This window comes from Thioclava sp. F28-4, from assembly GCF_002020045.1.
GTDB classification, from domain to species: Bacteria; Pseudomonadota; Alphaproteobacteria; order Rhodobacterales; family Rhodobacteraceae; genus Thioclava; species Thioclava sediminum.
The window spans coordinates 545,948-571,650 of sequence record NZ_MPZQ01000002.1; the positions used below are offsets into that span (position 1 = coordinate 545,948).

A 25,703-nucleotide genomic window follows, 5' to 3' on the forward strand; every position below is an offset into this window, starting at 1 on the left:
ATGTTTCGAGCGGCGCATTCGTCTCCGAGTCGAGGGGCGAAGGATGCGGCTCCTGTCCCTACACCCGTTAACCATTCCTAAACCACGGCTGCGCTACCCCTCGGGGAAGAGGCGCAGGAGAGCCGATGGTCAGCCAGAGCTATACGGTCGCGTTCGAGGGGGTGGAGGCCCGCCTCGTGGAGGTGCAATGCGCGCTCTCCGAAGGCATGCCCGGCTTCGCGGTCGTCGGCCTGCCCGACAAGGCCGTGTCCGAGGCGCGCGAACGGGTGCGCGCGGCGCTCGGCGCGCTGGGGATCGCGCTGCCGATGCAGAAGATCACCGTGAACCTCTCGCCTGCAGACCTGCCGAAAGAGGGCTCGCATTTCGACCTGCCCATCGCGCTGGCGCTGCTGGGCGCGATCGGGGTCGTGCCGCGCGACCGGATCGAGGCGCTGGTCGCCGTGGGGGAGCTGTCGCTCGACGGGCGGCTCCTGCCGGTCACGGGTGCCCTGCCCGCTGCGATGGCGGCCGCCGCGCAGGACAAGGGGCTGATCTGCCCGAAGGGCTCGGGCGCAGAGGCGGCCTGGGTCGGCGCGGCCGAGGTGACGGCGCCGGAGACGCTCGGCGCCGCAATCGACCACCTCAGCGGTCGCCTGCCGCTGGAGCCCGCCCGTCCGGGTCTCGTCCGCGACGCGCCGCATCCGCGCGACCTGCGTGATGTGAAGGGTCAGGAGCGAGCCAAACGCGCGCTGGAGATCGCCGCTGCCGGTCGCCACCACCTGATGATGATCGGCACGCCCGGCTCGGGCAAATCCATGCTGGCCGCGCGCCCGCCCTCGATCCTGCCCGAAATGCGCCCCGAGGAGATGCTGGAAACCTCGATGATCCAATCGCTGTCGGGGCTGCTGGCCGAGGGTGGCATCTCGCGCACCCGTCCCTTTCGCGAGCCGCATCACACCGCTTCGATGGCGGCAATGATCGGCGGCGGGCGCGGCGCCCGCCCCGGCGAGGTCAGCCTTGCCCATAATGGCGTGCTGTTCATGGACGAGTTCCCCGAATTTCCCCGCGCCGTGCTGGAAACCCTGCGCCAGCCGATCGAGACCGGCGAGGTCGTCGTCTCACGCGCCAATGCTCATACGCGCTACCCCTGCCGCTTCCTGCTGATCGCGGCGGCGAACCCATGCAAATGCGGATATCTCGGCGATGCAGAACGCGCCTGCGCCCGCGCGCCCGGCTGCGGCGACGACTATCTGGGGCGGATTTCAGGACCTCTGATGGATCGGTTCGACCTGCGCATCGAAGTGCCCCCGGTGCGCTACGCCGATCTGGACCTGCCAGCCTCCGGCGACAGCTCCGCCGAAGTCGCGGCCCGCGTCGCGGAAGCGCGCGAGCGGCAGGCCCAGCGCTTCGCGGATCACCCCGCGATCCGCGTCAATGCCGAAGCCGAAGGGCAGCTACTGGAAGACATCGCGACGCCGGATGCGCAGGGGCGAGATTTACTGGCCCGGATGGCGGAGCGGGTCGGACTGTCGGCGCGCGGCTACCACCGGGTTCTTCGGGTTGCGCGCACCATCGCCGATCTCGACCATGCCGAGCACGTGCGCCACCCCCACATCGCCGAAGCGTTGAGCTATCGGCTCAGCGCCGTGGCAGGTTGAGCATCCGGAGCGCCGCCGCCGCCGCATCCTCCAGTGCCTCGCGCGCCTCGGGCACCCGACCGTCGAAGAATTGCCAGACATGCGGCGCGTCGGGCCAGCTTTGCACCGTGACATCCGCGTCGAAACTGCGCAGCCGCTCTGCCATGCGCAGCGCATCGTCGCTCAGGATCTCCCCCATCGAATGCTGGATCAGCACCGGAGGCGGATCGGGGAACTCCGCGAAAAGCGGCGAAAAGCGCGGATCACTCGCGTCATGCCCGCGCAGCACCATCTCGCAGGTATCGCCAAGCCGCTCCACAGGCAGCATCGCATCTTTCGCAGCATTGACGCGGAGGCTCTCGCCCGAACAGGTCAGGTCCGTCCACGGGCAGAAGGTAATCGCCCCGGCAGGCCGCGTGCCGCGCTGGCACAGCACGCTCAGAAGCGCCAATGTCAGACCGCCCCCCGCGCTGTCGCCCGCGATAACGATCGCGCTCGGGTCGTACCCCATCTCCACCAGCGCATCGAAAGCTGCGGTCGCATCCTCGAGCGCCGCACCGACCGGCGCCTCGGGTGCGAGGCGGTAATCCGGCACGACCACCTCGAGCCCGCTCAGCTTGGCCAACCGCCCCGCGAGCCCGCGATACATCCACGGGGAGCCGGTGACGTAACCGCCGCCATGAAGATAGAGAATTATCCGCCCAACCGTGGACCGCCCCGCGCGCAGCGACAGCGCGTTGCGCCCGGCCAGCTTGGTCGGCAGACGGCAGAGCCCGGTCGGCTCGCGCACGACCCAACTGGCCAATCTCTCCGTCGCGCGCCGCGTTTGCTCAGCCCCGTGGAACCGTCGCACCATCGGTTTCGCGATGCTGCGCAGCCAAAGATTGAGAAAGACCAGCCGGATCGACATATCAGCTCCGTTTCGCTTCGATCGCCTCCCAGATGCGGGCGGTGATATTCACGCCGTCGAACCGCTCAAGCTCCTGAATGCCCGTCGGCGAGGTGACGTTAATCTCGGTCAGCCAGTCGCCGATCACGTCGATGCCGACGAAGATCTGCCCCTTCTCACGCAGATACGGGCCGATCCGCTCGCAGATTTCGCGATCACGCGCGGTCAGTTCGACCTTCTCGGGCCGTCCGCCGACATGCATGTTCGACCGCGTCTCGCCCGCAGCCGGCACCCGGTTGATCGCGCCCACGGGCTCGCCGTCGACGAGAATGATCCGCTTGTCGCCATTCGAAACTGCAGGCAGGAACTTCTGCGCGATCAGCGGCTCGTTATTGATGCCGATGAACAGCTCGTGCAGCGACGACAGGTTGCGATCGTTCGGATCGAGCCGGAACACCCCCGCCCCACCATTGCCGTAGAGCGGTTTGAGAATGATATCGCCGTGCTCCGCCTTGAAGGCCCGAATGGCCTCCAGATCGCGCGCGATCAAGGTCGGCGGCGTCAGATCAGGGAAGTCCAGAACGAGAAGCTTCTCGGGCGAGTTACGGACCCAGAACGGATCATTGACGACCAGCGTCTCGGGGTGGATCCGTTCCAGCAGATGGGTCGTCGTGATATAGCCCATATCGAAGGGCGGGTCCTGCCGCAGCCAAACCACATCCCAGTCACCCAGATCGATCTCGGTCTCTTCGCCCAGCGTGAAGTGGTTGCCCTTCTCACGCCGCACCACCAGAGGCCAGCCACGCGCATAGACGTGCCCCTCGCGGTAGATCAGGCGATCCGGCGTGTAGTAGAAAAGCTCGTGCCCACGCGCCTGCGCCTCTTCGGCGATCCTAAACGTGCTGTCAGCCTCGATATTGACCGCTTCGATCGGATCCATCTGGATCGCAACTTTCAATCCCATCCGCGCCCCCTCATTAGACTGCAATCTTGATGCAATGTGGCGCGTCTGGATGCAACCTCAACCCACGGGCCGGTCACATTCCGAAATAGGCGTTCTCCAGCACCTTGATGTCCCCGATCTCATTGACCAGAGCGAGATCGAACCGGACCTTGCGGTTGCAGTTTGCCGGAGCGGGATGGCGCATCAGATATTCTTCGACCGAAATGCATATCCGGCGCATCTGGCGCTGCGAGAGACGTTCCGCGGCGCGGGCATGGCTGCGCGATTTCTTCACCTCGACGAAGATCAGGGTGTCGCCCTCTCGTGCGATCAGATCGATCTCGCCGCCATACTTGCCCCGCCAGCGATGTTCCGAGACCGCGCGTAATGCAGCATCACCTGCTCTTCGGCGGCGAGACCCGAATGATATGACAGCGATCCACTCATCTCTTTTTCTCCATGGCCAGAGCGGCCTGATAGACCTTGCGCCGCGGCAACCCGGTCGCCCCTGCGACGGCGTCGACCGCGTCGCGAAGCGACTCCCGATCAAGTGCGGCGCTCAACCGCCGCTCCAGCTCCGCGTCGTCGATCTCGACCGCGTGCGGCCTGTCGACGGCGACGACGATCTCGCCCTTGACCGGCGACTCAGCCACGCTTTCCGCAAGCTCTTCCAGCGTTCCCCGGCGGACCTCTTCGAAGCGTTTCGTCAACTCCCGGCACAGCGCCGCTTGTCTCTCTTTTCCCAGACTATGGGCCGCGTCAGCTAACATTTCCCTAATGCGTTTGGGGCTTTCATAGAAAACCAGCGTCGCCGGAATTTCCTTGAACTCCGCGAGCCAGTTGCGTCGCGCGCCTTTGCTGTTCGGCGCGAACCCCGCGAAGAGGAAGCGATCCGTCGGCAGGCCCGACAGGGTCAGCGCCGTCAGCACTGCCGAGGGGCCCGGCGCGCTATAGAGCGGCAGCCCAGCCTCGATCACCGCGCGGCCAAGCTGATAGCCCGGATCGGCGACCAGCGGCGTGCCCGCCTCAGAGGCGTAGACCACCGACTTTCCCGCCTCCAAGGCTGCGAGGATTTTCGGGCGTACCGCGGCGCCGTTATGGTCGTGATAGGCGAGCACCTGACGCCCGTTCAACGGCACGCCATGAATCTCCATCAGGTGCCGCAGGCTGCGCGTATCCTCGGCCGCCAGAACGTCGGCTGCGCGCAGCATGTCGAGGGCGCGCAGGGTGATGTCGCGGGCGGCTCCGATGGGTGTGGCAATGAAATGAAGCCCCGGGCTCAACGGCGCCGGAACACTCTTGGTTCCCTTATTTTCCGCGTTTGCATCAGATACAACACCCTCGCCCATCGCCCGCCTCATCACTTGTGTGGAACGTTTACTTCACGCCTGCTTGTGCGTAGTCTCGGCCGCGTCATTTCCTCGCGGTTCGCAGGCGTTGCTTCAGTGCCCGGACCGGACGCCAACGCCCAAAAGGACGTATCATGTTTAATCTCATTCGTAACCCCCGCGCCCTCGCCGCGCGAATCGCAGCCCTCCTCGCGCTGGTCTGGCTTGCGGCCTGTCAGCCGGGGCCGATGGGCAATTCCGGCCAGAAGATCGACACCAGCGCACCGGTCAAGGTGGCGCTTCTGGTTCCGGCCGGGTCCGGCAACGCTGGCGACGAGACGCTCGCGCGGGCGCTGCAGAATGCGGCAAATCTCGCGATTCAGGATCTACAAGGCGCACGGATCGACCTGCAGGTCTACAACACCGCTGGCAATCCGCAGCAAGCGGCCGCGATGGCCACCAAGGCCGCCGACGAGGGCGCCAAGATCATCCTCGGCCCGGTCTATGCGCAATCGGCGAATGCCGCAGGTCTCGCGGTCGCCTCGCGCAACATCAACGTGCTTGCGTTCTCGAACAACACCAACGTCGCGGGCGGCAACGTCTTCGTGCTCGGCCCGACCTTCCAGAACACCGCCAACCGCCTCGTGAGCTTCGCCGCACGGCAGGGCAAGAAGCGGATCATGGTAGTGCATGAGCAGACCACGGCGGGCGAGATCGGCGCACAGGCGATCCAGACCGCGGTCGCACGGTCGGGCGCTTCGCTCGCAGGGGTGGCCTCCTACCCGTTCTCGCAGCAGGGCGTGGTCGACGCGACGCCGCAGATCGCAAGCCGCGTGAAGTCCGGTGACGTCGATGCGCTGTTCCTGACCGCCGATACCGCAGGCGCGCTGCCGCTGCTCACGCAGCTGATGGGCGAGCAAGGCGTGACCCCGCAGATGACGCAATATATCGGCCTGACCCGCTGGGACATTCCGCCGGCGACGCTGTCGCTGCCGGGCACTCAGGGCGGCTGGTTCGCCGAGCCCGATCCGGCGCTGCAACAGCAGTTCGTGTCGCGCTACAGCGCCGCTTACGGCCAAGCGCCCCACCCGATCGCAGGCCTCGCCTATGACGGGATCGCAGCCATCGGCGCGCTGGTGAAGTCCGGCAATCCGAGCGCGCTGACCAAGCAGGGCCTGACCCAGCGTTCGGGCTTCGTGGGCGTCAACGGCGTCTTCCGCTTCCTGCCCGACGGCACCAACGAACGGGCGCTCGCCGTGGCGCAGGTCCGCAACGGCCAGGCGGTCGTGATCGACCCGGCGCCGCGCAACTTCGGCGGCTTCGGGTTCTGACCCGGACCGCCTTCAAACGAAAGGGCCCGTCAAGGGACAAGACTGCGCAGTGACCAGCATGACAGACCCCGCCCCGGCATCGACCGGGGCGCCCCTCCTTCTAAATCAACAGCGTTTGTTCGAGGCGCTCGACGCAGCGACCTCTGACATGCGCGACCCGAAGGACATCCGGGCCGCGACGGTGACCTTCCTCTCCGAGGAGCGCCGCGCCGCCGCCGCCGCGATTGAGGCCGATTTCGAGACCCATCCGCGCGCCGCGCGCGACACGGTCGAAGCCTATGCCCAGATGACTGACGGCATCGTCCGCTCGGTGCTGCGCATCGCGACGCAGCGTCTGCACCCCAGCGGCATCCGCACCGAGGCGGAGCGTTTCGCGGTGCTCGCCGTGGGCGGTTACGGCCGGGCCGAGATGGCACCGCATTCCGATGTCGATCTGCTGTTTCTCACCCCCTACAAGGTCACCCCCTGGGCCGAGAGCGTCATCGAGTCGATGCTCTACATGCTCTGGGATCTGAAGCTGAAGGTGGGGCATTCGTCCCGCACGCTCGACGACTGCATCCGGCTCGGGCGCGAGGACATCACGATCCGCACCGCCCTTCTCGAACATCGCTGCGTGGGCGGCGACGAGAAGCTGGCCGAGGCGCTGTCGCTCCGGCTTCGTCACGATCTCTTCGAGGGCAGCGAGGCCGAGTTCATCGAGGCCAAGCTGGAGGAACGCTCGCAGCGCCACCGACGTCAGGGCGGGCAGCGTTACGTGCTCGAACCCAATGTGAAAGAGGGCAAGGGCGGGTTGCGCGACCTGCAGACCCTCTACTGGATCGGCAAGTATATCCATCACGTCGGCCGCGCCCGCGAATTAATGAAGATCGGCGCCTTCTCCCCCGAGGAATACGAGACCTTCCACGAGGCCGAGAATTACCTCTGGGCGGTGCGCTGCCACCTGCATCTGATCTCGGGCCGGGCTTCGGATCAGCTGACCTTCGACATGCAGGTCGAGGTGGCCGAGCGCATGGGCTACCGCGATCTGGCGGGCCGCCGCGCGGTCGAGGTCTTCATGCAGGATTACTTCCGCCACGCGACCGCCGTGGGCGACGTGACCCGCATCTTCCTGACCAAGCTCGAAGCGCAGCACGTCAAAAGCGCGCCGATGCTGCAGCGGATTTTCCGCAGGCGGCGCAAGCTGAAGGCCCCCTATTGCGAAGAGAACGGCCGCATAAATGTCGCCGACGAGAAGGCGTTCCTCTCCGATCCGGTGAACCTGCTGCGGCTGTTCGAGGAAGGGCTGCGCTCGGGGATGCTGATCCACCCCGACGCGATGCGGCTCGTCTCTGCCAATCTCGACCTGATCGACGACAAGGTGCGCAACAACCGCGAGGCGCAGCGCATCTTCCTCGACCTGCTGCTCAAGCACGGCAACCCGGAGCGCGCGCTGCGGCGGATGAACGAGCTGGGCGTGTTGGCCGCCTTCATCCCGGAATTCGAGCCGATCGTGGCGATGATGCAGTTCAACATGTATCACAGCTACACGGTGGACGAGCACACGATTCAGGTCGTCTCGACGCTCGCGCAGATCGAGCGCGGCGAACTGGTCGAGGATCTGCCGCTGTCGTCGCACATCCTCGAAGAAGGCATCAATCGCAAGGTCCTCTATGTCGCGCTGCTGGTGCATGACATCGGCAAGGGGCGGCCCGAGGATCACTCGATCCTCGGCGCGAAGATCGCCCGCAAGGTCGCGCCGCGACTGGGGCTGAACCAGGAGGATTCCGAGACCGTCGAATGGCTGGTGCGCCACCATCTGCTGATGTCCGACGTGGCGCAGAAACGCGATCTCTCGGACCCGCGCACGATCCGCGATTTCGCCAAGCGCGTGAAGTCGCGCAAGCGGCTCGACCTGCTGACAGTGCTGACCGTCTGCGACATTCGCGGCGTCGGCCCGAATGTCTGGAACAACTGGAAAGCCACCCTGCTGCGCAAGCTGCATTCCGAAACCGCGATGGCGCTGGAGCACGGGCTGGAAGCGGTCAATCGCGAACAGCGCACCGACGAGGCCAAGCGTGCCTTGCGCGAGGTGCTGGAGGCGGATGACAACTGGGACAAGGCACAGATCCGCGCCGAACTGGCTCGGCACTACGCTCCCTATTGGCAAGCGCTCGCCACCATCAATCACGAGATCTTCGCGCGGTTGCTGCGCGATCTGGGCGATGACGAGATCCGCATCGACCTGCATCCCGATGACGATCACGACGCGACCCGCGTGAGCTTCGCGCTGGCCGATCACCCCGGCATCTTCTCGCGGCTTTCGGGCGCGCTGGCGCTGGTCGGCGCGAATGTGGTCGACGCGCGCACCTATACCTCGAAGGACGGCTATGCGACCGCCGTCTTCTGGGTGCAGGACGCCGAAGGCCACCCCTATGAGGCGTCGAAACTGACCCGCCTGCGCGGCATGATCGAGAAGACGCTGAAAGGCGAGGTCGTCGCCCGCGAGGCGCTCAAGGATCGCGACAAGCTCAAGAAGCGTGAGCGCGAGTTCAAGTTCCCGACCCATATCACCATCGACAACGAAGGATCGGATATCTACACGATCATCGAAGTCGATACCCGCGACCGGCCCGGCCTTCTCTACGACCTGACCCGGGCGTTGGCATCGAACAATATCTCGATCTCCTCGGCGGTGATCGCCACCTATGGCGCGCAGGTCGTGGACAGCTTCTATGTGAAAGACATGTTCGGCCTGAAACTGCATTCCAAACCCCGCCAAGAGGCGCTCGAGAAGAAGCTGATGGACGCCATCGCGTCGGGCGCGAAACGGGCGGGCAACTAATATGAAACCAATCCGGCTGGTGCGCGGCTTCCTCACGGTGGGCGGCTGGACCATGGCGAGCCGCGTCCTCGGTTTTGCGCGCGACATGATGATCGCAGCCTACCTGGGTGCGGGTCCGGTGGCCGAGGCCTTCCTCGTGGCCTTCTCGCTGCCCAACCTGTTCCGCCGCTTCTTCGCGGAGGGCGCGTTCAACACCGCCTTCATCCCGATCTTCTCGAAGAAGCTGGAGGGTGGCGAGAACGCACAGGGCTTCGCACGCGAGGCGATGGGGGGATTGGCCTCTGTGCTGATCTTGCTGACGCTGGTGGCCTCGGCGGCGATGCCGTGGCTGGTGCTGGCGATGGCCTCGGGTTTCGCGGGCGATGAGCGGTTCACGATCGCCACAACTTATGGCCGGATCGCGTTTCCCTATATCCTCTTCATCTCGCTCAGCGCGCTTCTGTCGGGCGTGCTGAATGCCGCAGGGCATTTCGCCGCCGCGGCCGCCGCCCCGGTCCTGCTGAACATCACCTTCGTCATCGCGATGCTCATGGCCGATCAAGCAGGCTGGCCGGTGGGCGATGCGCTGACCTGGGCCGTCCCGGTCGCGGGCGTCGCGCAGCTGGCGCTCGTCTGGGTCGCCGCATGGCGCGCGGGTTTCAAGATCGTCCCGAAGCGCCCGCGCCTTTCGCCCGACATGAAACGCCTTATCCGCATCGCGATCCCGGCGATGCTGGCGGGCGGCGTCGTCCAGATCAACCTGCTGGTGGGCCGTCAGGTCGCCTCGCATTTCGACGGTGCGATCGCATGGCTGAACTATGCCGACCGGCTCTATCAGCTGCCGCTGGGCGTGGTGGGCATCGCGATCGGCGTGGTGCTGCTGCCTGACCTGTCTCGCCGCTTGCGCGGGGGCGACACGGCCGGCAGCCGCTATTCCTTCTCGCGTGCGGGCGAATTCGCGCTCCTCTTCACCGTCGGCCCTGCCGTAGCACTTCTGGTGGCGGCCCAACCCATCGTCTCGGTCCTGTTCGAGCGCGGCCAGTTCACCCATGAAGACACGATCGCCACCGCCTGGGCCACAGCGATCTACGGGCTCGGCCTGCCCGCCTTCGTGCTGCAAAAGGTCCTGCAGCCCCTGTATTTCGCCCGCGAGAACACCCGCACGCCGTTCAACTACGCGCTGGTCGCGATGGTGGTGAATGCGGTGCTGGCGATCGGGCTGTCTTTCGTGGTCGGCTACCTCGCCGCGGCCATCGGCACGACACTCGCCGCCTGGGCGATGGTCGCGCAGCTCTGGCTTGGCGCGCGCCCGATGGGCGAGGCCGCGAGCTTCGATCACCGTTTCTACCGCCGCCTGCCCCGCATCGTGATCGCGGCGCTGGTGATGGGCGCTGCGATCTGGGCGGTGACCTGGGCAGTGCCGGGCGCGTTCGCCGTTCCGGGCCTGCGCGCGCTGGCGCTGCTGGGGCTCGTGCTGTTCGGGATGCTCGTCTATTTCGGCACGGCTATCGCCATCGGCGCGATGCATATGACCGATCTGAAAGGTGCGATGCGCCGCGGTCCGGGCGGGGCGTAAGGGCCGCGCCCGACCCTCGGGTGGGCGCGCCGAACCGCTGGTGGCTAGGCAGTTTATCTCTCAAGCCCGTGTGTCATCCGTGCCTGCACCGACATCGCCAATGCGCCCTCCCGTCGGGAGGGTCGGGCGCGGCCCGGGGCTGGTCGCCCCGAGCCAGGAAGGCTCACCGCCGCCGCAGCCGCTGCAAGGTCCGCTGCATCCCGCCGGGCGCCACGAAGAAGCTCAGCACGAAGCCCGCCACGAAGCCCACGATATCCGCGATCCAGTCGGGCCGCGCGCCGAAGATCATCGCGAAGATCAGCTGGATGCCCATCAGCGCCCCGATCAACGAAAACGCCCGCAGCTGGTTCGCATTCTCCTGCCCCAGCCGCGTCCACAGGATCCACGTGAAGGCCCCGATCAGCCCGTAATCGCCCGGATAGCCGCCATAGAGCCCGATCTGCGTAAACGGCAGCGCCGCATAGACCAGCGCGCCAAGGATCGTCGCGCCGAAGAACACGATCGCCACGGCGAGGCCCGAGAAGATCTCCCCCACCATCTTGCCCAGCGCCAAGAGGAACACGAGCACGAAGATCGCCTGCGTCACCGAGGCGTTCACGAAAGGATAGGTCAGGATCCGCATCATCTGCTCCGGCGGATATTGACCGGTTTCGAACATTGCGCGCATCACCTGCGGCGAGAAGGCGAATTTCTGCAGCGCGTCGAGCCGCCAGCCCGCCGCCTGCGCCCCGCCGATCAGCCCCGACTGGCCCATCGCGAAGAACAGCTCCGTCGCGATGATCGGCAGCGCCAGAAGCCAGACCACGGGCGGCAGCGGGTTCATCGGGTGTTCGTCATAGCCGTCGCGCATATCGCTCTCCTGCTCGCGGGCTCAGTTGCGCCCTTTGCGCTTTAGCGATAAGCGAGCGGAGAGCGGATTTCCACCCCGGGAGATCCTCAATGGCGGGCTTCCACCCCCCGCAGATCAGGAGCATCAGATGAGCGAGCAAGCGCAACCCCTCAACGCCAATTTCAAACCGCGGATCTTCTCCGGCATCCAGCCCTCTGGCGGGCTGACGCTGGGCAACTATCTGGGCGCGCTCAAGCGCTTTGCCCAGAAGCAGGACGAAGGGATCGAGACGATCTACTGCCTCGTCGACCTGCACGCGATCACGGTCTGGCAGGAGCCCGAGGCATTGCGCCGCAACACCCGCGAGGCGGCTGCCGCCTTCATCGCCTCGGGCGTCGATCCGAAGCGCTCGATCCTTTTCAACCAAAGCCAGGTCTCGGCCCATGCCGAACTGGCCTGGGCATTCAATTGCGTCGCGCGTCTGGGCTGGATGAACCGGATGACCCAGTTCAAGGACAAGGCGGGCAAGAATGCCGAGAAGGCCAGCCTCGGCCTCTACGCCTACCCCGCGCTGATGGCCGCGGATATCCTGCTCTATCATGCGACGATGGTGCCGGTGGGCGAGGATCAAAAGCAGCATGTGGAGCTGACCCGCGACATCGCGGCCAAGTTCAACCATGACTACAAGACCGAGTTCTTCCCCGCCCCCGAGCCGCTGATCGAAGGCGCCGCCACCCGCGTGATGTCCCTGCGCGACGGCACCAAGAAGATGTCGAAATCCGACCCGTCGGATGCGAGCCGCATCAACCTGACCGACGATGCCGACACGATCGCCAAGAAGATCCGCAAGGCCGTGACCGATCCCGAGCCCCTGCCCTCCGAGATCGACGGGCTCAAGGACCGGGCCGAGGCGCGCAACCTCGTGAACATCTACGCGGCGCTGGCCGACATGACGCCGACGCAGGTGCTGGGCGAATATGGCGGCGAAGGCTTCGGCAAGTTCAAACCGGCGCTGGCGGAACTGGCAGTCGCGAAGCTCGCGCCGATCTCGGACGAGATGACCCGGCTGATGAACGATCCCTCCGAGATCGACAATATCCTCGGCGACGGCGCGAACCGCGCCGACGAGATCGCGCAGCCGATCTTGGGCAAGACGCTCGAGATCATGGGGATGATCCGCTCGCGCTAAGCGCGACAAAACCAAAGCAAGAGGGGGCGCTGCCCCCTCGCCGTAGGGCGACAAGACTTAAGGAAGAGGGGGCTCTGCCCCCTCGGGCTTTCGCCCTCCCCCGGGATATTTCAACCAAGCCGAAACGCATCTTCCTCTTGGCAGAAATATCCCGGGGGAGGCGCGGCACGCGCCGGGGGCGGAGCCCCCTTGCCGCCGCCCACGGCCCGCACTACGCTTCGGCAACAAGAGCTTACGAGCGGACCTCCCATGCGTATCGGCATCCTCCAAACCGGCCAATCCCCCGACGTTCTGCGCGACAAGGCGGGCGACTATCCTGACATGTTCGAAGCCCTGCTCGCCGGGCGCGGCCTCGAATTCCAACGCTACGACGTCGAGCATATGCACTTCCCGAAAGACGTGCATGACTGCGACGGCTGGCTGATCACCGGCTCGCGCCACGGGGCCTATGAAGATCACCCTTTCATCAAGCCGCTCGAGACGTTCATTCGCGACGCCCATACCGAGAACGTGCCGATGGTGGGCATCTGTTTCGGCCATCAGATCATCGCGCAGGCGCTTGGCGGCAAGGTCGAGAAATTCTCCGGCGGCTGGGCCGTGGGCCCGCAGGATTACGATTTCGGCGGTGAGGTGATCGCGCTCAACGCGTGGCATCAGGATCAGGTGACCGAGCTGCCGCCGGGCGCGACGCCGATCGCCGAAAATGATTTCTGCGCCTACCCCGCGCTTGCCTATGGCGACACGATCTTCACCGTCCAGCCCCATCCCGAATTTCCCGACGCATTCGTGGAAGGGCTGATGGACACACGCGGGCGCGGCGTCGTGCCCGATGACCTGATGCAGGCCGCCCGCACGCGGCTCGGGCAGCCCAACGGCGCGTCCCGGATCGCCGAGCGCATCGCCGATTTCTTCCTCAAGACAAGGGTGCCCGCGCACCCGGAAAGCTGACCGATGAGCGACATGAAGGACTGGACCGACCGTATCCCGCAAGCCGCACGCGATTACATCGAAGGTCGGCGTCTCGACGAGGTGGAGTGCATCGTCGCCGATATCGCAGGGGTCGCGCGCGGCAAGGCGATGCCCGCGTCGAAATTCAAGTTTCAGGATCGGTTCTTCCTGCCGAACTCGATCTTTCTGCAGACGATCACCGGCGAGTGGACGGACAACCCCTCGGGCGCTTTCACCGAACCGGACATGATCCTGACGCCCGATTTCTCGACCGCGACGGCCGCTCCGTGGACGGCGGACTGGACCTTGCAGATCATCCATGACGTCGAGGACCAGCAGGGCAATCCGGTGCCGATCGCACCGCGCAACGTCCTCAAACGCGTGCTCGCGCTCTATGAAGCAGAGGGCTGGACGCCCGTCGTCGCCCCCGAGATGGAGTTCTTCCTCGTTGCGCGCAATGTGGACCCGAACCAGCCGATCATCCCGCCGATGGGGCGCTCGGGCCGTCGCGCGGCGGCGAAACAGGCCTATTCGATGTCGGCGGTCGATGAATACGGCAAGGTCATCGACGACATCTACGATTTCGCCGAGCTTCAGGGCTTCGAGATCGACGGCATCTTGCAGGAGGGCGGCGCCGGGCAGATCGAAATCAACCTTGCGCATGGCGACCCGGTCGAACTGGCCGACCAGATTTTCTATTTCAAGCGGCTGATCCGCGAGGCCGCCCTGCGTCAGGATTGCTTCGCCACCTTCATGGCGAAACCGATCGAGGGCGAGCCGGGCTCGGCCATGCATATCCACCAGTCGGTGATCGACACCAAGACCGGCCAGAACATCTTCTCGGACGAGAATGGCGGTGAGACGGAAGCCTTCCTGCACTGCATCGCGGGGCTTCAGACGCACCTGCCCGCGGTGATCGCGCTGCTGGCGCCTTACGTGAACAGCTACCGCCGCTATGTGCCGGATTTCGCAGCGCCCATAAATCTCGAATGGGGTCGCGACAACCGCACGACGGGCCTGCGGGTGCCGATCTCGGGCCCGGCGGCGCGACGGATCGAGAACCGTCTGGCGGGGATGGATTGCAACCCCTATCTCGGGCTCGCCGCCTCGCTCGCTTGTGCCTATCTGGGCCTCAAGGAGAAGCAGATGCCGAAGCCTGAATGTCTCGGCGACGCCTATATGTCGGCTGAGGACGTGCCGGTGAATCTGGGCGATGCGCTCGATCTCTTCTCGGAAAGCGCGCCGATCCGCGATGTTCTGGGGCCGGAATTCTGCGCCGTCTACGAGGCGGTCAAGCGCAACGAATACAAGGAATTCCTGCAGGTGATCTCGCCATGGGAGCGCGAGCATCTGCTGATGAACGTGTGATGCGATGAACCTGCTCTTCGCCAATGACCGCAAGGGCGAGCACGCGCCGAGTTATTACGCAGCGACCGCGCTGACCGACCGGCGCTGGCCCGAGTTGAAGGGCCGCCACCGGGCGGATGTCTGCGTCGTGGGCGGCGGCTTCACCGGCCTCTCGGCGGCGCTGCATCTGGCGGAGAAGGGCTATTCGGTGCGGCTGCTGGAGGCCCATCGCGTGGGTTTCGGGGCGTCGGGACGAAATGGCGGGCAGGTCGGCTCGGGCCAGCGGCTGGAGCAGGACGATCTGGAGAAAGCCCACGGCCCCGAAATGGCGCGCAGGCTCTGGGATATCGGCGAGGACGCGAAGGCGCTGATCCGCGACCTGATCGCGCGCCACGAGATGGACGTGACCTTCCATCCCGGCATCGCCCATGCCTGCCGGACGCAATCCGAGGTCGCGCATTCGCATCACATGGCGGAGAAGCTGGCCCGCGATTACGGCTACGATCAGGTGGAGCCGCTCTCGCGCGACGCGTTGCGGGCGATCCTGCCCTCGGAGGCCTATCTGGGTGGCGATATCGACCGGGGCGCGGGGCATCTGCATCCGCTGAACTTCGCGCAAGCCTTGGCGCTTGCCTGCGACAAGGCGGGCGTGACGATCCACGAAGGCTCGCTCGTCCATCACATCCGCCCCGGCGAGCCGGTGCGGGTGCAGACCGAGCATGGCCATATCGACGCCGATCACCTGATCTTCGCGGCCAACGGCTATCTGGGAAACCTCGCCCCGCGCGTGGCCTCGCATGTGATGCCGATCAACAATTTCATCGTCGCGACAGAGCCGCTGGGGCCGCGCGTCGCCGAAGTGCTGCGCGAGAATATCGCCGTGGCGGATACGAAATTCGTGGTGAATTACTGGCGGCTCTCTGACGATAACCGCCTGCTCTTCGGCGGCGGCGAAAGCTATGGCTACAAGTTCCCCGACATCGTGCAGACCGTGCGCAAGCCGATGCTTGAGGTCTACCCCTCCCTTGCGGATGTGAAGATCGACTACGCTTGGGGCGGCACGCTCGCGATCACCCGCACCCGGATGCCCTATTTCGCGCGGCCTTTGAAAAACGCGTTCTCGGCCAGCGGGTTTTCCGGCCACGGTGTCGCGATGGGCACGATGGCGGGCAAGATCATGGCCGAGGCCGTCGCGGGTCAGGCCGAGCGCTTCGACCTGATGGCCAGCCTCGACGTGCCGGGCTTCCCCGGCGGCTCGCTCCTGCGCAGCCCGCTTCTGGTCGCCGCGATGACGTGGTTTTCGATGCGCGACAAGCTGGGGATCTAGGCAAGCCACCGCCGCCTCAAATTTGGTCATGAATTCTTCATTGGCGCAAAAAGCGGCATTCGTGTAAAGGAAATCTGAAAGTCAGTTTCAGGATATCTTGCCATGCCGCGTGACGGACAGACCGCCCCGAATTGCTATGACGCCGAGGCCATCCCCGAGGCCGCCCGAGCCGAGATCGAACGCCTTCTGACCAGCGGGGACCTCTTCCGCTACACCTCCGCAGACGCACCGGTCGCCAAGCTGGAAGCCGAATTCGCCGAATTCATGGGCGTGAAATACGCGGTCGCCGTGTCCTCCTGCTCGCAGGCGCTGTTCCTGTCGATGAAGGCGCTCGACCTGCCGCGCGGGGCACGCGTGCTGGTCCCGGCCTTCACCTTCGCGGCGGTGCCCTCGGCCATCGTCCATGCCGATTGCGTGCCGGTGCTGGTCGAAGTCGGCTCCAACTTCCGTATCGACCTCGACGATTTCCATGCGAAATTCGACGACAGCATCGACGCGGTGATGATCAGCCACATGCGCGGCCACACCTCCGACATGGACACGATCATGGGGCTGGCCGCCGAGAAGGACGTGCCGGTGATCGAAGACGCCGCGCATTCGCTCGGCACGCTCTGGAATGGCAGGAAGATCGGCACGATCGGCAAGATCGGCTGCCTCTCCTTCCAGTCCTACAAGCTGATCAACGCGGGCGAGGGCGGCATCCTCCTGACCGACGATCCGGAACTCGCCGCCCGCGCGGTGATCATGTCGGGCGCCTACGAGCATAACTGGAAGAAGCATCCCGGCCTGCAGAACAGCTTCCATCACTGGCAAAACAAGCTGCCGCTTTATAACTGCCGGATGCAGAACCTCTCCGCCGCCGTCATCCGCCCGCAGATCGCGGAAGTGGAGCGCCGTGTGAACGATGGCCGCGCAAACCACGACTATGTCGCCGAGCGACTTAACACGAGCGACTGGCTCGACGTGCCGCCGCCGCTCGGCCCCGAAACCCGCGCCCCGGATTCGCTGCAGTTCAACCTTGCGGGCGATTGGTCCGACGACGAGGCCCGCAAGCTGCAATCGGAGGCGAAAGCCCGCGGTGTCAGCGTGCAGGTCTTTGGCCTCAGCCAAGACAACGCGCGCGCCTTCTGGAACTGGCAGTTCCTCGGTGACGTACCGGAGCTGCCGAAAACCCGCGCCATGCTGATGCGCGCCTGCGATACCCGCCTGCCCGCACGGCTCAAGCAGCCCGATCTCGATTACATCGTCGATACGATCCTCGAGGCGGTCAAAGTCGTTAAAGGCTGAGGGGCGCTGCCCCTCCTTCCTGACGGAAATTCACCCCGGGATATTTGGAAAGAGCGAAGACGGTGGGCGCACAGCCCCCCTTCGCTCTTGGAAAAATATCCCGGGGGTGAGGCCGTCAGGCCGAGGGGGCAGAGCCCCCGCCTTACCCGGCCATCACGCGCGGATAGTCGATCTTCGGGCAGCGGTTCATCACGACCTTGACCCCCTGCCCGCGCGCCGTCTCGGCCGCTGCGTCATGAGACACGCCAAGCTGCATCCAGATGGTCTTGAGATGCGGCAGATGTGCCAAGGCCTCATCCACGACCTCAGGCACTGCCTCGGAGCGACGGAACACGTCGACCATATCCACCGCGATCTCGTCGGGGATTGCGCCGAGATCGGCATAGACCGTCTCGCCCAGCAACTCCTGCCCGGCGAGGCCGGGGTTGACCGGAATCACGCGGTAGCCTTTGGACTGCAGGAACTGCGCGACCCCATAGGAGGGGCGCTCCGGCTTGTGGGACATGCCGACCACGGCGATCACCTTCGCATTGCCCAGAATGTCGCGAATCTCGTCTTGCATCTGAAACCTCTACTTTGTCGCAGCCCTCTAAGAAAAATGCGCCCAAGCCTTAAAGGCTGGGCGCAATAGTGGCGGAACGAGGGACAGTGAACTAGAGGCGCGGCGGTTCCGAAGCTGCGCCTCTGACAGTGAGATAGGAACGCATCTCACCACTTTTAAGGTCCATACCCTCATAATCGCGATTTTGTGACCGTCAGCGGCTTGCGGATGCGTAAAGAGACACTGCGGCGGCGTTCGAGACGTTGAGCGACCCGAATTCGCCCGCGAAGGGGATTCGCACCAGACGGTCGCAGGTTTCACGGGTTTTCTCGCGCAGCCCCGGCCCTTCGGCACCCAGAACCAGTGCAACCGGTTCCATTCCCGCCTCGGACAGCCCGTCTTCGAGCGACATCTTGGCTTCACCCGCAAGCCCGATCAGCCGGAAGCCCATCTGGCGCAGCTCCTCCATCGCATCCGAGAGGTTCTTCACCCGCAGATAGGGCTGACGCTCCAGCGCACCGGAGGCGGTTTTCGCCAGCGCACCGGTCTCAGGCGCGGAATGGCGATGCGGCGCGATCACGGCGGCCGCGCCGAAGACCTCCGCCGAGCGCAGGATCGCGCCCACGTTATGGGGATCGGTCACCCGGTCGAGCAGCACCACGCGGCGCGCATCGTAGCAGACATCCTTCAGCGCGCCCCAATCGAGCGGCTTCACCTCGAGTGCCGCGCCCTGGTGGACGGAATCGGTCGAGATCGGCACGAATTTGTCGAACTTCCGCACATCGACGATCTCGGGCTCCATGCCGGACACCGCGATCGCCTCGGCCAGCTTGTCGGCGGCGTTCTTGGAGCAAACCAGCCGCAGCCGCTCGCGCATCGGGTTTTGCAGCGCGTCGCGCACCGCATGCAGGCCGAAGAGCCACACGGTCTCGGCGGCCGCAGCGCGCTTGGCACGTTCCTTTTCGATCACCCAGACTGGCTTTTTCATCGCGGGTCTCCTTTGGCCCCTACCTGCGCGGAATGGCCTCGTTTGGCAAGCTCTGATCCGGAGGGCAATTTTTCGGCAAACTCTCTCTTGACGCCTCCCGCCCCCTTTTGTATCTCCCGCCCAGCGTCGGGTGACGTGCTGCAAGGTGCGGCAGCGGACTGTAACTCCGCCGGGGCGACCCACGCCTGGTTCGATTCCAGGGTCACCCACCACTTCCCCTCTTAAGGAACTGGTGACACGCGGCTCCCACGGGGGCCGCTGCGTTGAATAACGCGCATTCGCTGCGCCGTTTACTGCAGCACCGCCTTGCGGTTAAACCGCGCCTCTTCCGAGCTGCCGTCATCATAGATCAGCTTCACCCGCACTTCGGAGACCGCGCCCTGCGGCTGGCTGACATAGACATTATCGCCCGTGATCGCGTTGGGCTGGGCCGTGCCTTCGTGGCACTTCTCCATCTTGAACGACTTGCTCGGCGGCGCGCCATTGAAGCCATAGCGAATCTCGCTCAGCCCGCAGCGCCACGCCAAAAGATGGGTGAAATAGACCAGATCCTTCCCGCCATATTCCCGGATCGCGACCCAGGAATCGCGGGTCATACCGAGAATCGGGCGTACTTCGGCGGCGGTGGTGAAATTCTGCGCGGCGACGGGGCCGCTCGACACGAGGCCACACAGCGCCAACGCAGTTAACTTGCTTATCCGTATCACCTTTTACCCCTGAACTTTCTCGCTATACTGCACCAAACCCTCCGACAGGCGGCAGTATGGCGGCGACCCCCCGGACTTCACAACCCTATAACATCTTCTGTGTTGCACAGGCGGGACGGCTGGAATTCGAGGCAATTCTTTTCGCGCTGAGCTTTCGCGCGGCCAATCCGGAGTTCAAAGGGCGCCTGCTGATAGCCGAACCGCAGCCCGGGCCGCGCTGGTCCGACGAGACGCGGATTTCCGGTCCGGTGCGCGCGCTGCTAGAAGACGCGGGCGCGGAAGTCGTGCCCTTCGAGTCGAAGGTCTTCGGCCAGTCCTATCCCTATGGCAACAAGATCGAAGCGCTCGCCGCCTTGCCCGAAGGCGAGCCCTTCGTCTTTTTCGACACCGATACGGTCTTCACCGGACCGCTGTCGCAGGTGGGCTTCGATTTCGACCGCCCCTCGGCGTCGATGCGGCGCACCGGCACATGGCCCGAGCCGCCGCTATATGGGCCGGGCTACGCGGGCATCTGGAAATCACTCTACGACAAGTTCAGGCTGGACGGGTTCGAGGAGACGCTCGATCTGAGCCAGCCAGACGAATACTGGCGGCGCTACATGTATTTCAACGCGGGCTGGTTCTTCGGCGCCGACCCGGTCGAATTCGGCGCGCGCTTCCTGCGTTACGCCCGCGAGATCCGCGACGATGCCCCCGATGAACTGGCCTGCCAGTCGCTCGACCCGTGGCTCGATCAGGTGGCGCTGCCGCTGGTGATCCATTCCTTCGGCGGCGGGCGTCCGGGGCCGGAGCTCGACGGGCTCGACGGCGAGATCACCTGCCATTACCGCGCCCTGCCGCTGATGTATGCGCGCGAAAACGACACCGTGATCGACACGGTCGAGGCGCTGACAGCCCCGAACAAGATCAAGAAGGTGCTGAAGGCCTACGAGCCTGCGAAGAAGCTGATCTATCAGGGCAAGGGCCGCAAACTGCGCGCGATCATCGCCGAGGAAGGGATGCCGCGCCACGAGAAGGCGCTGCGCAACCGGATCAAACGCGCGAAGCTCTGGATGCGCTGAGCCACGCTCTCATTACCGAAAACGAATGTGTTTGTCGGCTCTCTTTCGCGCAGCTAACGTCTCGGCGAGAGAAGAGGAGCCCCAGACCATGTCCGACTACGCTTTCGACACGCTGCAAATTCACGCCGCCGCCGAGCCCGATCCCGCGACCGGCGCGGTGCAGGTGCCGATTTACCAGACCACATCCTATGCCTTCAAAGACGCCGACCACGCGGCGCGACTGTTCAACCTCGAAGAAGTGGGCTTCATCTATTCGCGCCTGACCAACCCGACGGTGATGAAACTGGCCGAGCGCGTCGCGGCGCTGGAAGGTGCTGCGGGCGGGGTCACCTGTTCCTCGGGGCACGCGGCGCAGATCATGGCGCTCTTCCCGCTGATGGGGCCGGGGCTGAATATCGTGGCCTCGACGCGGCTCTATGGCGGCTCGATCACCCAGTTCAGCCACACGATCAAACGCTTCGGCTGGTCCTGCACCTTCGTCGATTTCGACGATCTCGACGCGCTGGAAGCGGCGGTGGACGAGAACACCCGCGCGATCTTCTGCGAGTCGATCTCGAATCCGGGCGGCTACATCACCGACCTTCCGGCGGTGGCGAAACTGGCCGACAAGGTCGGTCTGCCGCTGATCGTCGACAACACGCTGGCCACCCCCTACCTGTGCCGCCCGATCGAACATGGCGCGACGCTCGTGGTCCACTCGCTGACGAAATACATGACCGGCAACGGCACCGTCACCGGCGGCTGCGTCGTCGATAGCGGCAAGTTCGACTGGTCGGCGAGCGGGAAGTTCCCCTCGCTGAGCGAACCCGAACCCGCCTATCACGGGCTGAAGTTCCACGAGGCGCTCGGCCCGATGGCCTTCACCTTCCACTCGATCGCCGTGGGGCTGCGCGATCTCGGCATGACGATGAACCCGCAAGGCGCGCATTACACGCTGATGGGCATCGAGACGCTGAGCCTGCGGATGGACAAGCACAACGCCAATGCCAAGGCCGTGGCCGAATGGCTCGAGAAGGACCCGCGCATCGACTACGTGACCTATGCCGGGCTGGAAAGCTCGCCTTGGCATGAGCGGATGAAGACCATCTCGCCGAAAGGTGCGGGCGGGCTGTTCACCGTCGCGGTGAAGGGCGGCTACGACGCCTGCGTGAAGCTGGTGAACAATCTCAAGCTGTTCAGCCATGTCGCGAACCTGGGCGATGCGCGCTCGCTGATCATCCACTCGGCCTCGACCACGCACCGCCAGCTGACCGAAGCGCAGCAAATCGCCGCAGGGGCCGCGCCGAACGTGGTGCGCCTGTCGATCGGCATCGAGAATGTCGACGACCTGATCGCCGATCTCGATCAGGCGCTGAGCGCCGCAACCAGCTGATAACAAACATGGCGCGCCGCGATACCGGCGCGCCATTCAAACCACTTCTCATTGCATTTCGAACATTTCTTCCGGCGCTCGCTGCGGCTGCGCCGTCGAAACAGTGGAAAACCGGCAATTGCCCGCTCCGCCCCGGTCGCGACGCTTTTCAGAAGATCGAATCTCCTTTACGAAGATGTGAAGAGTTGGACCGGACCGCTCCGAGGCGCGCGCAGTACCCATGAAACCCGATTTTGCATTGATCCTCTCGCATGATGGCATCGCTCTGGTGCACCGCGCGAAAGAGGGCTGGACGCTTTTGGGCGAGGCCGCGCTCGAAGGCGATGACCCGATGGCCGAGGTCGCGGCCCTGCGCGACAAGGCACGGGCGCAGGCGCCGCGCGGCTTCACCTCGAAGCTCGTGCTGCCGGATACGCAGATCCTCTACACCGCGATCTACGCGCCCGGCCCCAGCCCCGCGCAGCGCAAGACCCAGATTGAGACCGCGCTGGAGGGCATGACGCCCTACCCGGTCAGCGAGCTGGTCTATGATTTCGCGGGCCCCGGCCAGACCGTGCAGGTCGCCGTGATCGCGCGCGAGACGCTGAAGGAAGCCGAAAGCTTCGCGCAGGAGAACGGTTTCAACCCGGTCAGCTTCGTCGCCGCCCCCGAGCCCGGCGATTTCCCCGGCGAGCCGCATTTCGGCCTGACCTCCTCGGTCGCGCAGCACATCCCCGAAGGCGCGCATGTCGAGCCCGACAAATCCGCGTTGATCGTGGCCGTCGACCTGTCCGAGGAGGCGACCGAGGCGTCGGCGGAAGCCGCGACGCAGGAGGTGACCGCCGCTAAGGCGGACCCCGCCGACACGCAAAGCGACATGGCGGAGCTTGCCGACGATAGCGCGGTATCGGAAACCGAGCTGGCCGAATTGAGTGCCTTGGACCAACCGTCGGAGGCAGCTTCGACGGAAGAGCCCGAGGCCACGCTGCCGGAAGAGCCGGGTGAATTCTCCGATCTGCTCGATTTGTCTGAGACTGAAACGGGCGCACAAGATACGGGTACGCCCGAAGCCCCGAGCGACGACACGCCCGGCGCGGAAAGCCCCGCCGCCAAGGCTGCCGAAGCGGTTGCGGCAGGCGAAGTCGCCTCCGAGGAAACCCAGGCGACGGAGGCGGTCGAATTCGCCGCGACCGAGCCAAACGAGACGGGCATTGATGACGCCGACACTACTGACGACACCTCGGACGCGTCGTTGGCTGCGGCAGGCCTTGCCGCCACCCCTGCCGTGCCCGACGCCACAGAACCCGACGCAAAGCCCGAGGAGGCGAGCTCTAACTCGGATGACGAAAGCCACGATACATCCGAGGATGACGACGACGATCTGCCGAAATCCGATGCCAGCGTAATCGCCGCCGCTTTCGCCTCGCGCCGCGATCACACGACCACCGTGACCGTGAACGAGACGCCCCCCCGGCTCGGCGGAGCCACCCGGCTCCACCCTCAGCCCGATCGCAGCGAGATCGCCTCGGGCAGCGCCAAGATCACGGCACCGACCCTCGATTTCGACGAGCCCGATCCGCGTTTTGAGCCGAAAACGGCTCCGAAAGCCGGAGCGAAAGGGACCAAACCCGTGGGCGCCTCGGCACGCAAGGGCATCGGCGGCACGGGCGCGCTTGGCGCGAAACCCGCGACATCGCTGCTGCGCAAGGAGGCGAAGGACGGGCCGGATCCGAGCACCGCGACCCCGGCCCCCATCGTCGAGAGCGCGCAGGACAAAACCGTTTTCGGCGGCACCAAGCGTCCCGTGACCGGCGGCAAGCCGCGCCATCTCGGGCTGATGCTCACCGGCGCGCTGGTGCTGGTTCTGGCGATCATCGCGCTCTGGACCACCCTGCTCGACGACCCCGCTCCCGTCGACGCACCAACGGGCGCCATCGCCGAAGCACCCGCCCCGGAGACGAATGACGCGCCTGAGCAGACCGCGCTCGCACCGGCCACGCCCGACACGACCGCCGCTCCCGAAGCCACGGAGCCGGGCTCGCAGGCGCAAGCCGACGCGGCACCCGAACAGCCTGCCCCCGAGAGCGATCAGGTAGCGGCGCTCGCCCCTGCCGATGAGCAGCCCGCTCCGGCGGCACAAAGCGAGGAGGCCGCCACGTCCGCGACCGACGACACCGCGGCGACGAACGAGGCGACGCCCGCCGAGACCGGCACCGAGACGGCTGCAACCGAGCAGCCTACCGATGCGCAGCCAGCCGACACGGGCATGGCAGACCAGCCCGCAGATACGCAGCCGGACACTCCCGACACCGCAGCAGACACGGCCGCCGACACCGCACCGAATACGCAGGCAGCGGCGACGGACCGCACGCCTGACACCCAAGCGGACGCCGTGACCAGCGACGCCCCGCAGAGTGACGCCACCGAGCCCCCCGCAACCGAGGCGCAAAGCGCGACGACCGAGACGCAGCCCTCCGACCTGCCAGCCTTCACCGCGACGCCGCTCGATCCGCCAAGCGCCGAGACGCTGCAAAGCGAGACGCAGGCGCCGGACACCCCGCCCGTCACGCCGACGGAAGACGGGGTCGAGATGCCGGGCGGCTTCACGCTTTTCGCGGGTGAGCCCGACGTCACACCGGGCTCCCGCCCTGAAGCGGTCGCGCAGGCCTATGCCGCGACGCAACCGGTCACGCCGGAAGGCACGCTGGGCGCGATCCCTTCGCTCTCGGGCTTCCGCCCGGCCAGCCGCCCCGAGGACCTCACCGGTGCGGCCCCCGCGCCGGAGCAGACCGATCCCGCCGCGCAGGCCGATCCGAACGATCAAGGCGCGCTGGACCCGGCGCTGCAGCCCAACCCCGAACTCCAGACCACGCGCCCGACGGCCCGGCCCGACGCCGTGACCGAGCTCGCCTCGACGCAGGCGCCCGCTTCGGAATCCGCCGCGGTCGCGAACCCCGAACTCGCCGCGCTCCGCCCCGAGCGTCGCCCGACCTCGATCCAGGACGCGGTCGCCGCAGCGGTGCAGGCGCAAGACGACGCCGTCGCCGAGAACACCGATCCCTTCGCGGGCGCTACCGCATTGGCTGTGGCACGCTCCGCCCCCCCGCCGACGAAGCCGCGCAATTTCTCCCGCTCGGTCGAGAACGCACTGGCCGCCGCGATTGCCGCCGAACCCGCTCCGTCGGTTGCAGCCGCCGCGCGGGCCCCGGTCGCGACACCCGTGCCCGACCCGAGGCCCGCCGATCTCGACGAGCCCGAGCCCACCGCCGCCCCGCCACGCCTGCCGACCTCGGCCTCCGTCGCCCGGCAGGCCACCGAAGAGAATGTGATCAACCTGCGCAAGATCAACCTGATCGGGCTTTATGGCTCGTCCTCGAACCGGCGCGCACTGGTGCGGCTCTCGAATGGGCGTTTCGTGAAAGTGGGGGTGGGTGACAGGCTGGATGGCGGGCGCGTGACGCAGATCGGCTCCAACGCGCTGACCTACAAGAAAGGGTCGCGCAACCTGACGCTGAAGCTGCTGCAAGGCGGCTAACCGCGCCCGGCGCAACCATTCTTTCCCCTGCGCCCTTGCGCACCGCCCGCGCCGGACTACGCTGGGGAATAGCCGCGTCGCGCGCCTTCCCCGCGCATCGCTCAAGGATG

At 65.7% G+C, this 25,703-nt stretch carries 20 protein-coding genes and 1 tRNA gene; 13 read left to right on the top strand and 8 right to left on the bottom strand.

Annotated features, from left to right (window positions below):
• Nucleotides 1-125: 125 nt before the first annotated feature.
• Entirely contained in the window at nucleotides 126-1,637 is a 1,512-nt protein-coding gene (locus tag BMI87_RS07370) for a YifB family Mg chelatase-like AAA ATPase (protein ID WP_078520503.1), read from the top strand.
• Here the strand turns inward: BMI87_RS07370 and BMI87_RS07375 are convergent.
• From BMI87_RS07375 to rsmI, 4 genes are all read right to left on the bottom strand, one after another.
• Nucleotides 1,618-2,526 carry an alpha/beta hydrolase gene (locus BMI87_RS07375; protein ID WP_078520504.1) on the bottom strand — a complete coding sequence of 303 codons (909 nt, stop codon included), beginning with the start codon at nucleotides 2,524-2,526 and terminating at the stop codon, nucleotides 1,618-1,620. The genes BMI87_RS07370 and BMI87_RS07375 overlap by 20 nt on opposite strands.
• Nucleotide 2,527: 1 nt before the next feature.
• A complete protein-coding gene (gshB, locus tag BMI87_RS07380; protein WP_078520505.1) occupies nucleotides 2,528-3,469 on the bottom strand; it encodes a glutathione synthase in 942 nt (313 codons plus the stop codon).
• A gap of 73 nt (nucleotides 3,470-3,542) precedes the next feature.
• A complete protein-coding gene (locus BMI87_RS07385; RefSeq protein WP_371326877.1) occupies nucleotides 3,543-3,998 on the bottom strand; it encodes a YraN family protein in 456 nt (151 codons plus the stop codon).
• Nucleotides 3,892-4,731: a 16S rRNA (cytidine(1402)-2'-O)-methyltransferase gene (gene rsmI, locus BMI87_RS07390; RefSeq protein ID WP_246832662.1), complete on the bottom strand. Its 840-nt coding sequence runs from the start codon at nucleotides 4,729-4,731 to the stop codon at nucleotides 3,892-3,894. The genes BMI87_RS07385 and rsmI overlap by 107 nt, the downstream gene beginning before the upstream one ends.
• 200 nt (nucleotides 4,732-4,931) lie before the next feature.
• Between rsmI and BMI87_RS07395 the strand changes: the two genes are divergently transcribed.
• The 3 genes from BMI87_RS07395 to murJ are packed head-to-tail and all read left to right on the top strand — an operon-like array spanning nucleotide 4,932 to nucleotide 10,483.
• On the top strand, nucleotides 4,932-6,107 hold the full coding sequence (locus tag BMI87_RS07395) for a penicillin-binding protein activator (protein WP_078520507.1): 1,176 nt from the start codon (nucleotides 4,932-4,934) through the stop codon (nucleotides 6,105-6,107).
• Nucleotides 6,108-6,165: 58 nt separating this feature from the next.
• Complete coding sequence (locus BMI87_RS07400) at nucleotides 6,166-8,928, top strand: [protein-PII] uridylyltransferase (RefSeq protein ID WP_078520600.1); 2,763 nt, start codon at nucleotides 6,166-6,168, stop codon at nucleotides 8,926-8,928.
• Between the two features lies 1 nt (nucleotide 8,929).
• Nucleotides 8,930-10,483 carry a murein biosynthesis integral membrane protein MurJ gene (murJ, locus tag BMI87_RS07405; protein ID WP_078520508.1) on the top strand — a complete coding sequence of 518 codons (1,554 nt, stop codon included), beginning with the start codon at nucleotides 8,930-8,932 and terminating at the stop codon, nucleotides 10,481-10,483.
• Between the two features lie 163 nt (nucleotides 10,484-10,646).
• Here the strand turns inward: murJ and BMI87_RS07410 are convergent, their stop codons facing one another.
• The gene (locus BMI87_RS07410; RefSeq protein WP_078520509.1) at nucleotides 10,647-11,333 is read right to left on the bottom strand and encodes a rhomboid family intramembrane serine protease; all 687 of its coding nucleotides are present in this window, start codon (nucleotides 11,331-11,333) and stop codon (nucleotides 10,647-10,649) included.
• Between the two features lie 127 nt (nucleotides 11,334-11,460).
• Here BMI87_RS07410 and trpS point away from each other — a divergent pair, with 127 nt between their 5' ends.
• From trpS to BMI87_RS07435, 5 genes are all read left to right on the top strand, one after another.
• Nucleotides 11,461-12,501, top strand: a complete 1,041-nt coding sequence (gene trpS / locus BMI87_RS07415) for a tryptophan--tRNA ligase (RefSeq protein ID WP_078520510.1) — start codon at nucleotides 11,461-11,463, stop codon at nucleotides 12,499-12,501.
• A 249-nt stretch (nucleotides 12,502-12,750) separates the two neighbouring features.
• On the top strand, nucleotides 12,751-13,449 hold the full coding sequence (locus BMI87_RS07420) for a type 1 glutamine amidotransferase (protein ID WP_078520511.1): 699 nt from the start codon (nucleotides 12,751-12,753) through the stop codon (nucleotides 13,447-13,449).
• A 12-nt stretch (nucleotides 13,450-13,461) separates the two neighbouring features.
• A complete protein-coding gene (locus tag BMI87_RS07425) occupies nucleotides 13,462-14,817 on the top strand; it encodes a glutamine synthetase family protein (protein ID WP_078520601.1) in 1,356 nt (451 codons plus the stop codon).
• Nucleotides 14,818-14,821: 4 nt separating this feature from the next.
• Nucleotides 14,822-16,123, top strand: coding sequence for an FAD-binding oxidoreductase (locus tag BMI87_RS07430; RefSeq protein WP_078520512.1), 1,302 nt, complete (start codon nucleotides 14,822-14,824; stop codon nucleotides 16,121-16,123).
• 102 nt (nucleotides 16,124-16,225) lie between these two features.
• On the top strand, nucleotides 16,226-17,410 hold the full coding sequence (locus tag BMI87_RS07435; protein WP_078520513.1) for a DegT/DnrJ/EryC1/StrS aminotransferase family protein: 1,185 nt from the start codon (nucleotides 16,226-16,228) through the stop codon (nucleotides 17,408-17,410).
• 142 nt (nucleotides 17,411-17,552) lie between these two features.
• On the opposite strand, the gene BMI87_RS07440 is transcribed toward BMI87_RS07435, so the two are convergent.
• Together BMI87_RS07440 and rlmB are read right to left on the bottom strand one after the other, a co-directional pair.
• A complete protein-coding gene (locus BMI87_RS07440) occupies nucleotides 17,553-17,972 on the bottom strand; it encodes a CoA-binding protein (protein WP_078520514.1) in 420 nt (139 codons plus the stop codon).
• A gap of 193 nt (nucleotides 17,973-18,165) precedes the next feature.
• Complete coding sequence (gene rlmB, locus BMI87_RS07445) at nucleotides 18,166-18,939, bottom strand: 23S rRNA (guanosine(2251)-2'-O)-methyltransferase RlmB (protein WP_078520515.1); 774 nt, start codon at nucleotides 18,937-18,939, stop codon at nucleotides 18,166-18,168.
• Between the two features lie 128 nt (nucleotides 18,940-19,067).
• On the opposite strand from rlmB, the gene BMI87_RS07450 reads away from it, so the two are divergent.
• Nucleotides 19,068-19,151 (top strand) — tRNA-Tyr (locus BMI87_RS07450).
• Between the two features lie 78 nt (nucleotides 19,152-19,229).
• On the opposite strand, the gene BMI87_RS07455 is transcribed toward BMI87_RS07450, so the two are convergent.
• Complete coding sequence (locus tag BMI87_RS07455; protein WP_246832663.1) at nucleotides 19,230-19,646, bottom strand: hypothetical protein; 417 nt, start codon at nucleotides 19,644-19,646, stop codon at nucleotides 19,230-19,232.
• 56 nt (nucleotides 19,647-19,702) lie between these two features.
• Between BMI87_RS07455 and BMI87_RS07460 the strand changes: the two genes are divergently transcribed.
• From BMI87_RS07460 to BMI87_RS22500, 3 genes are all read left to right on the top strand, one after another.
• Nucleotides 19,703-20,707, top strand: a complete 1,005-nt coding sequence (locus BMI87_RS07460) for a hypothetical protein (protein ID WP_078520517.1) — start codon at nucleotides 19,703-19,705, stop codon at nucleotides 20,705-20,707.
• Nucleotides 20,708-20,795: 88 nt separating this feature from the next.
• Nucleotides 20,796-22,079: an O-acetylhomoserine aminocarboxypropyltransferase/cysteine synthase family protein gene (locus tag BMI87_RS07465; RefSeq protein ID WP_078520518.1), complete on the top strand. Its 1,284-nt coding sequence runs from the start codon at nucleotides 20,796-20,798 to the stop codon at nucleotides 22,077-22,079.
• Nucleotides 22,080-22,299: 220 nt separating this feature from the next.
• The gene (locus tag BMI87_RS22500) at nucleotides 22,300-25,593 is read left to right on the top strand and encodes a hypothetical protein (RefSeq protein WP_078520519.1); all 3,294 of its coding nucleotides are present in this window, start codon (nucleotides 22,300-22,302) and stop codon (nucleotides 25,591-25,593) included.
• The last annotated feature ends 110 nt before the right edge of the window (nucleotides 25,594-25,703 follow it).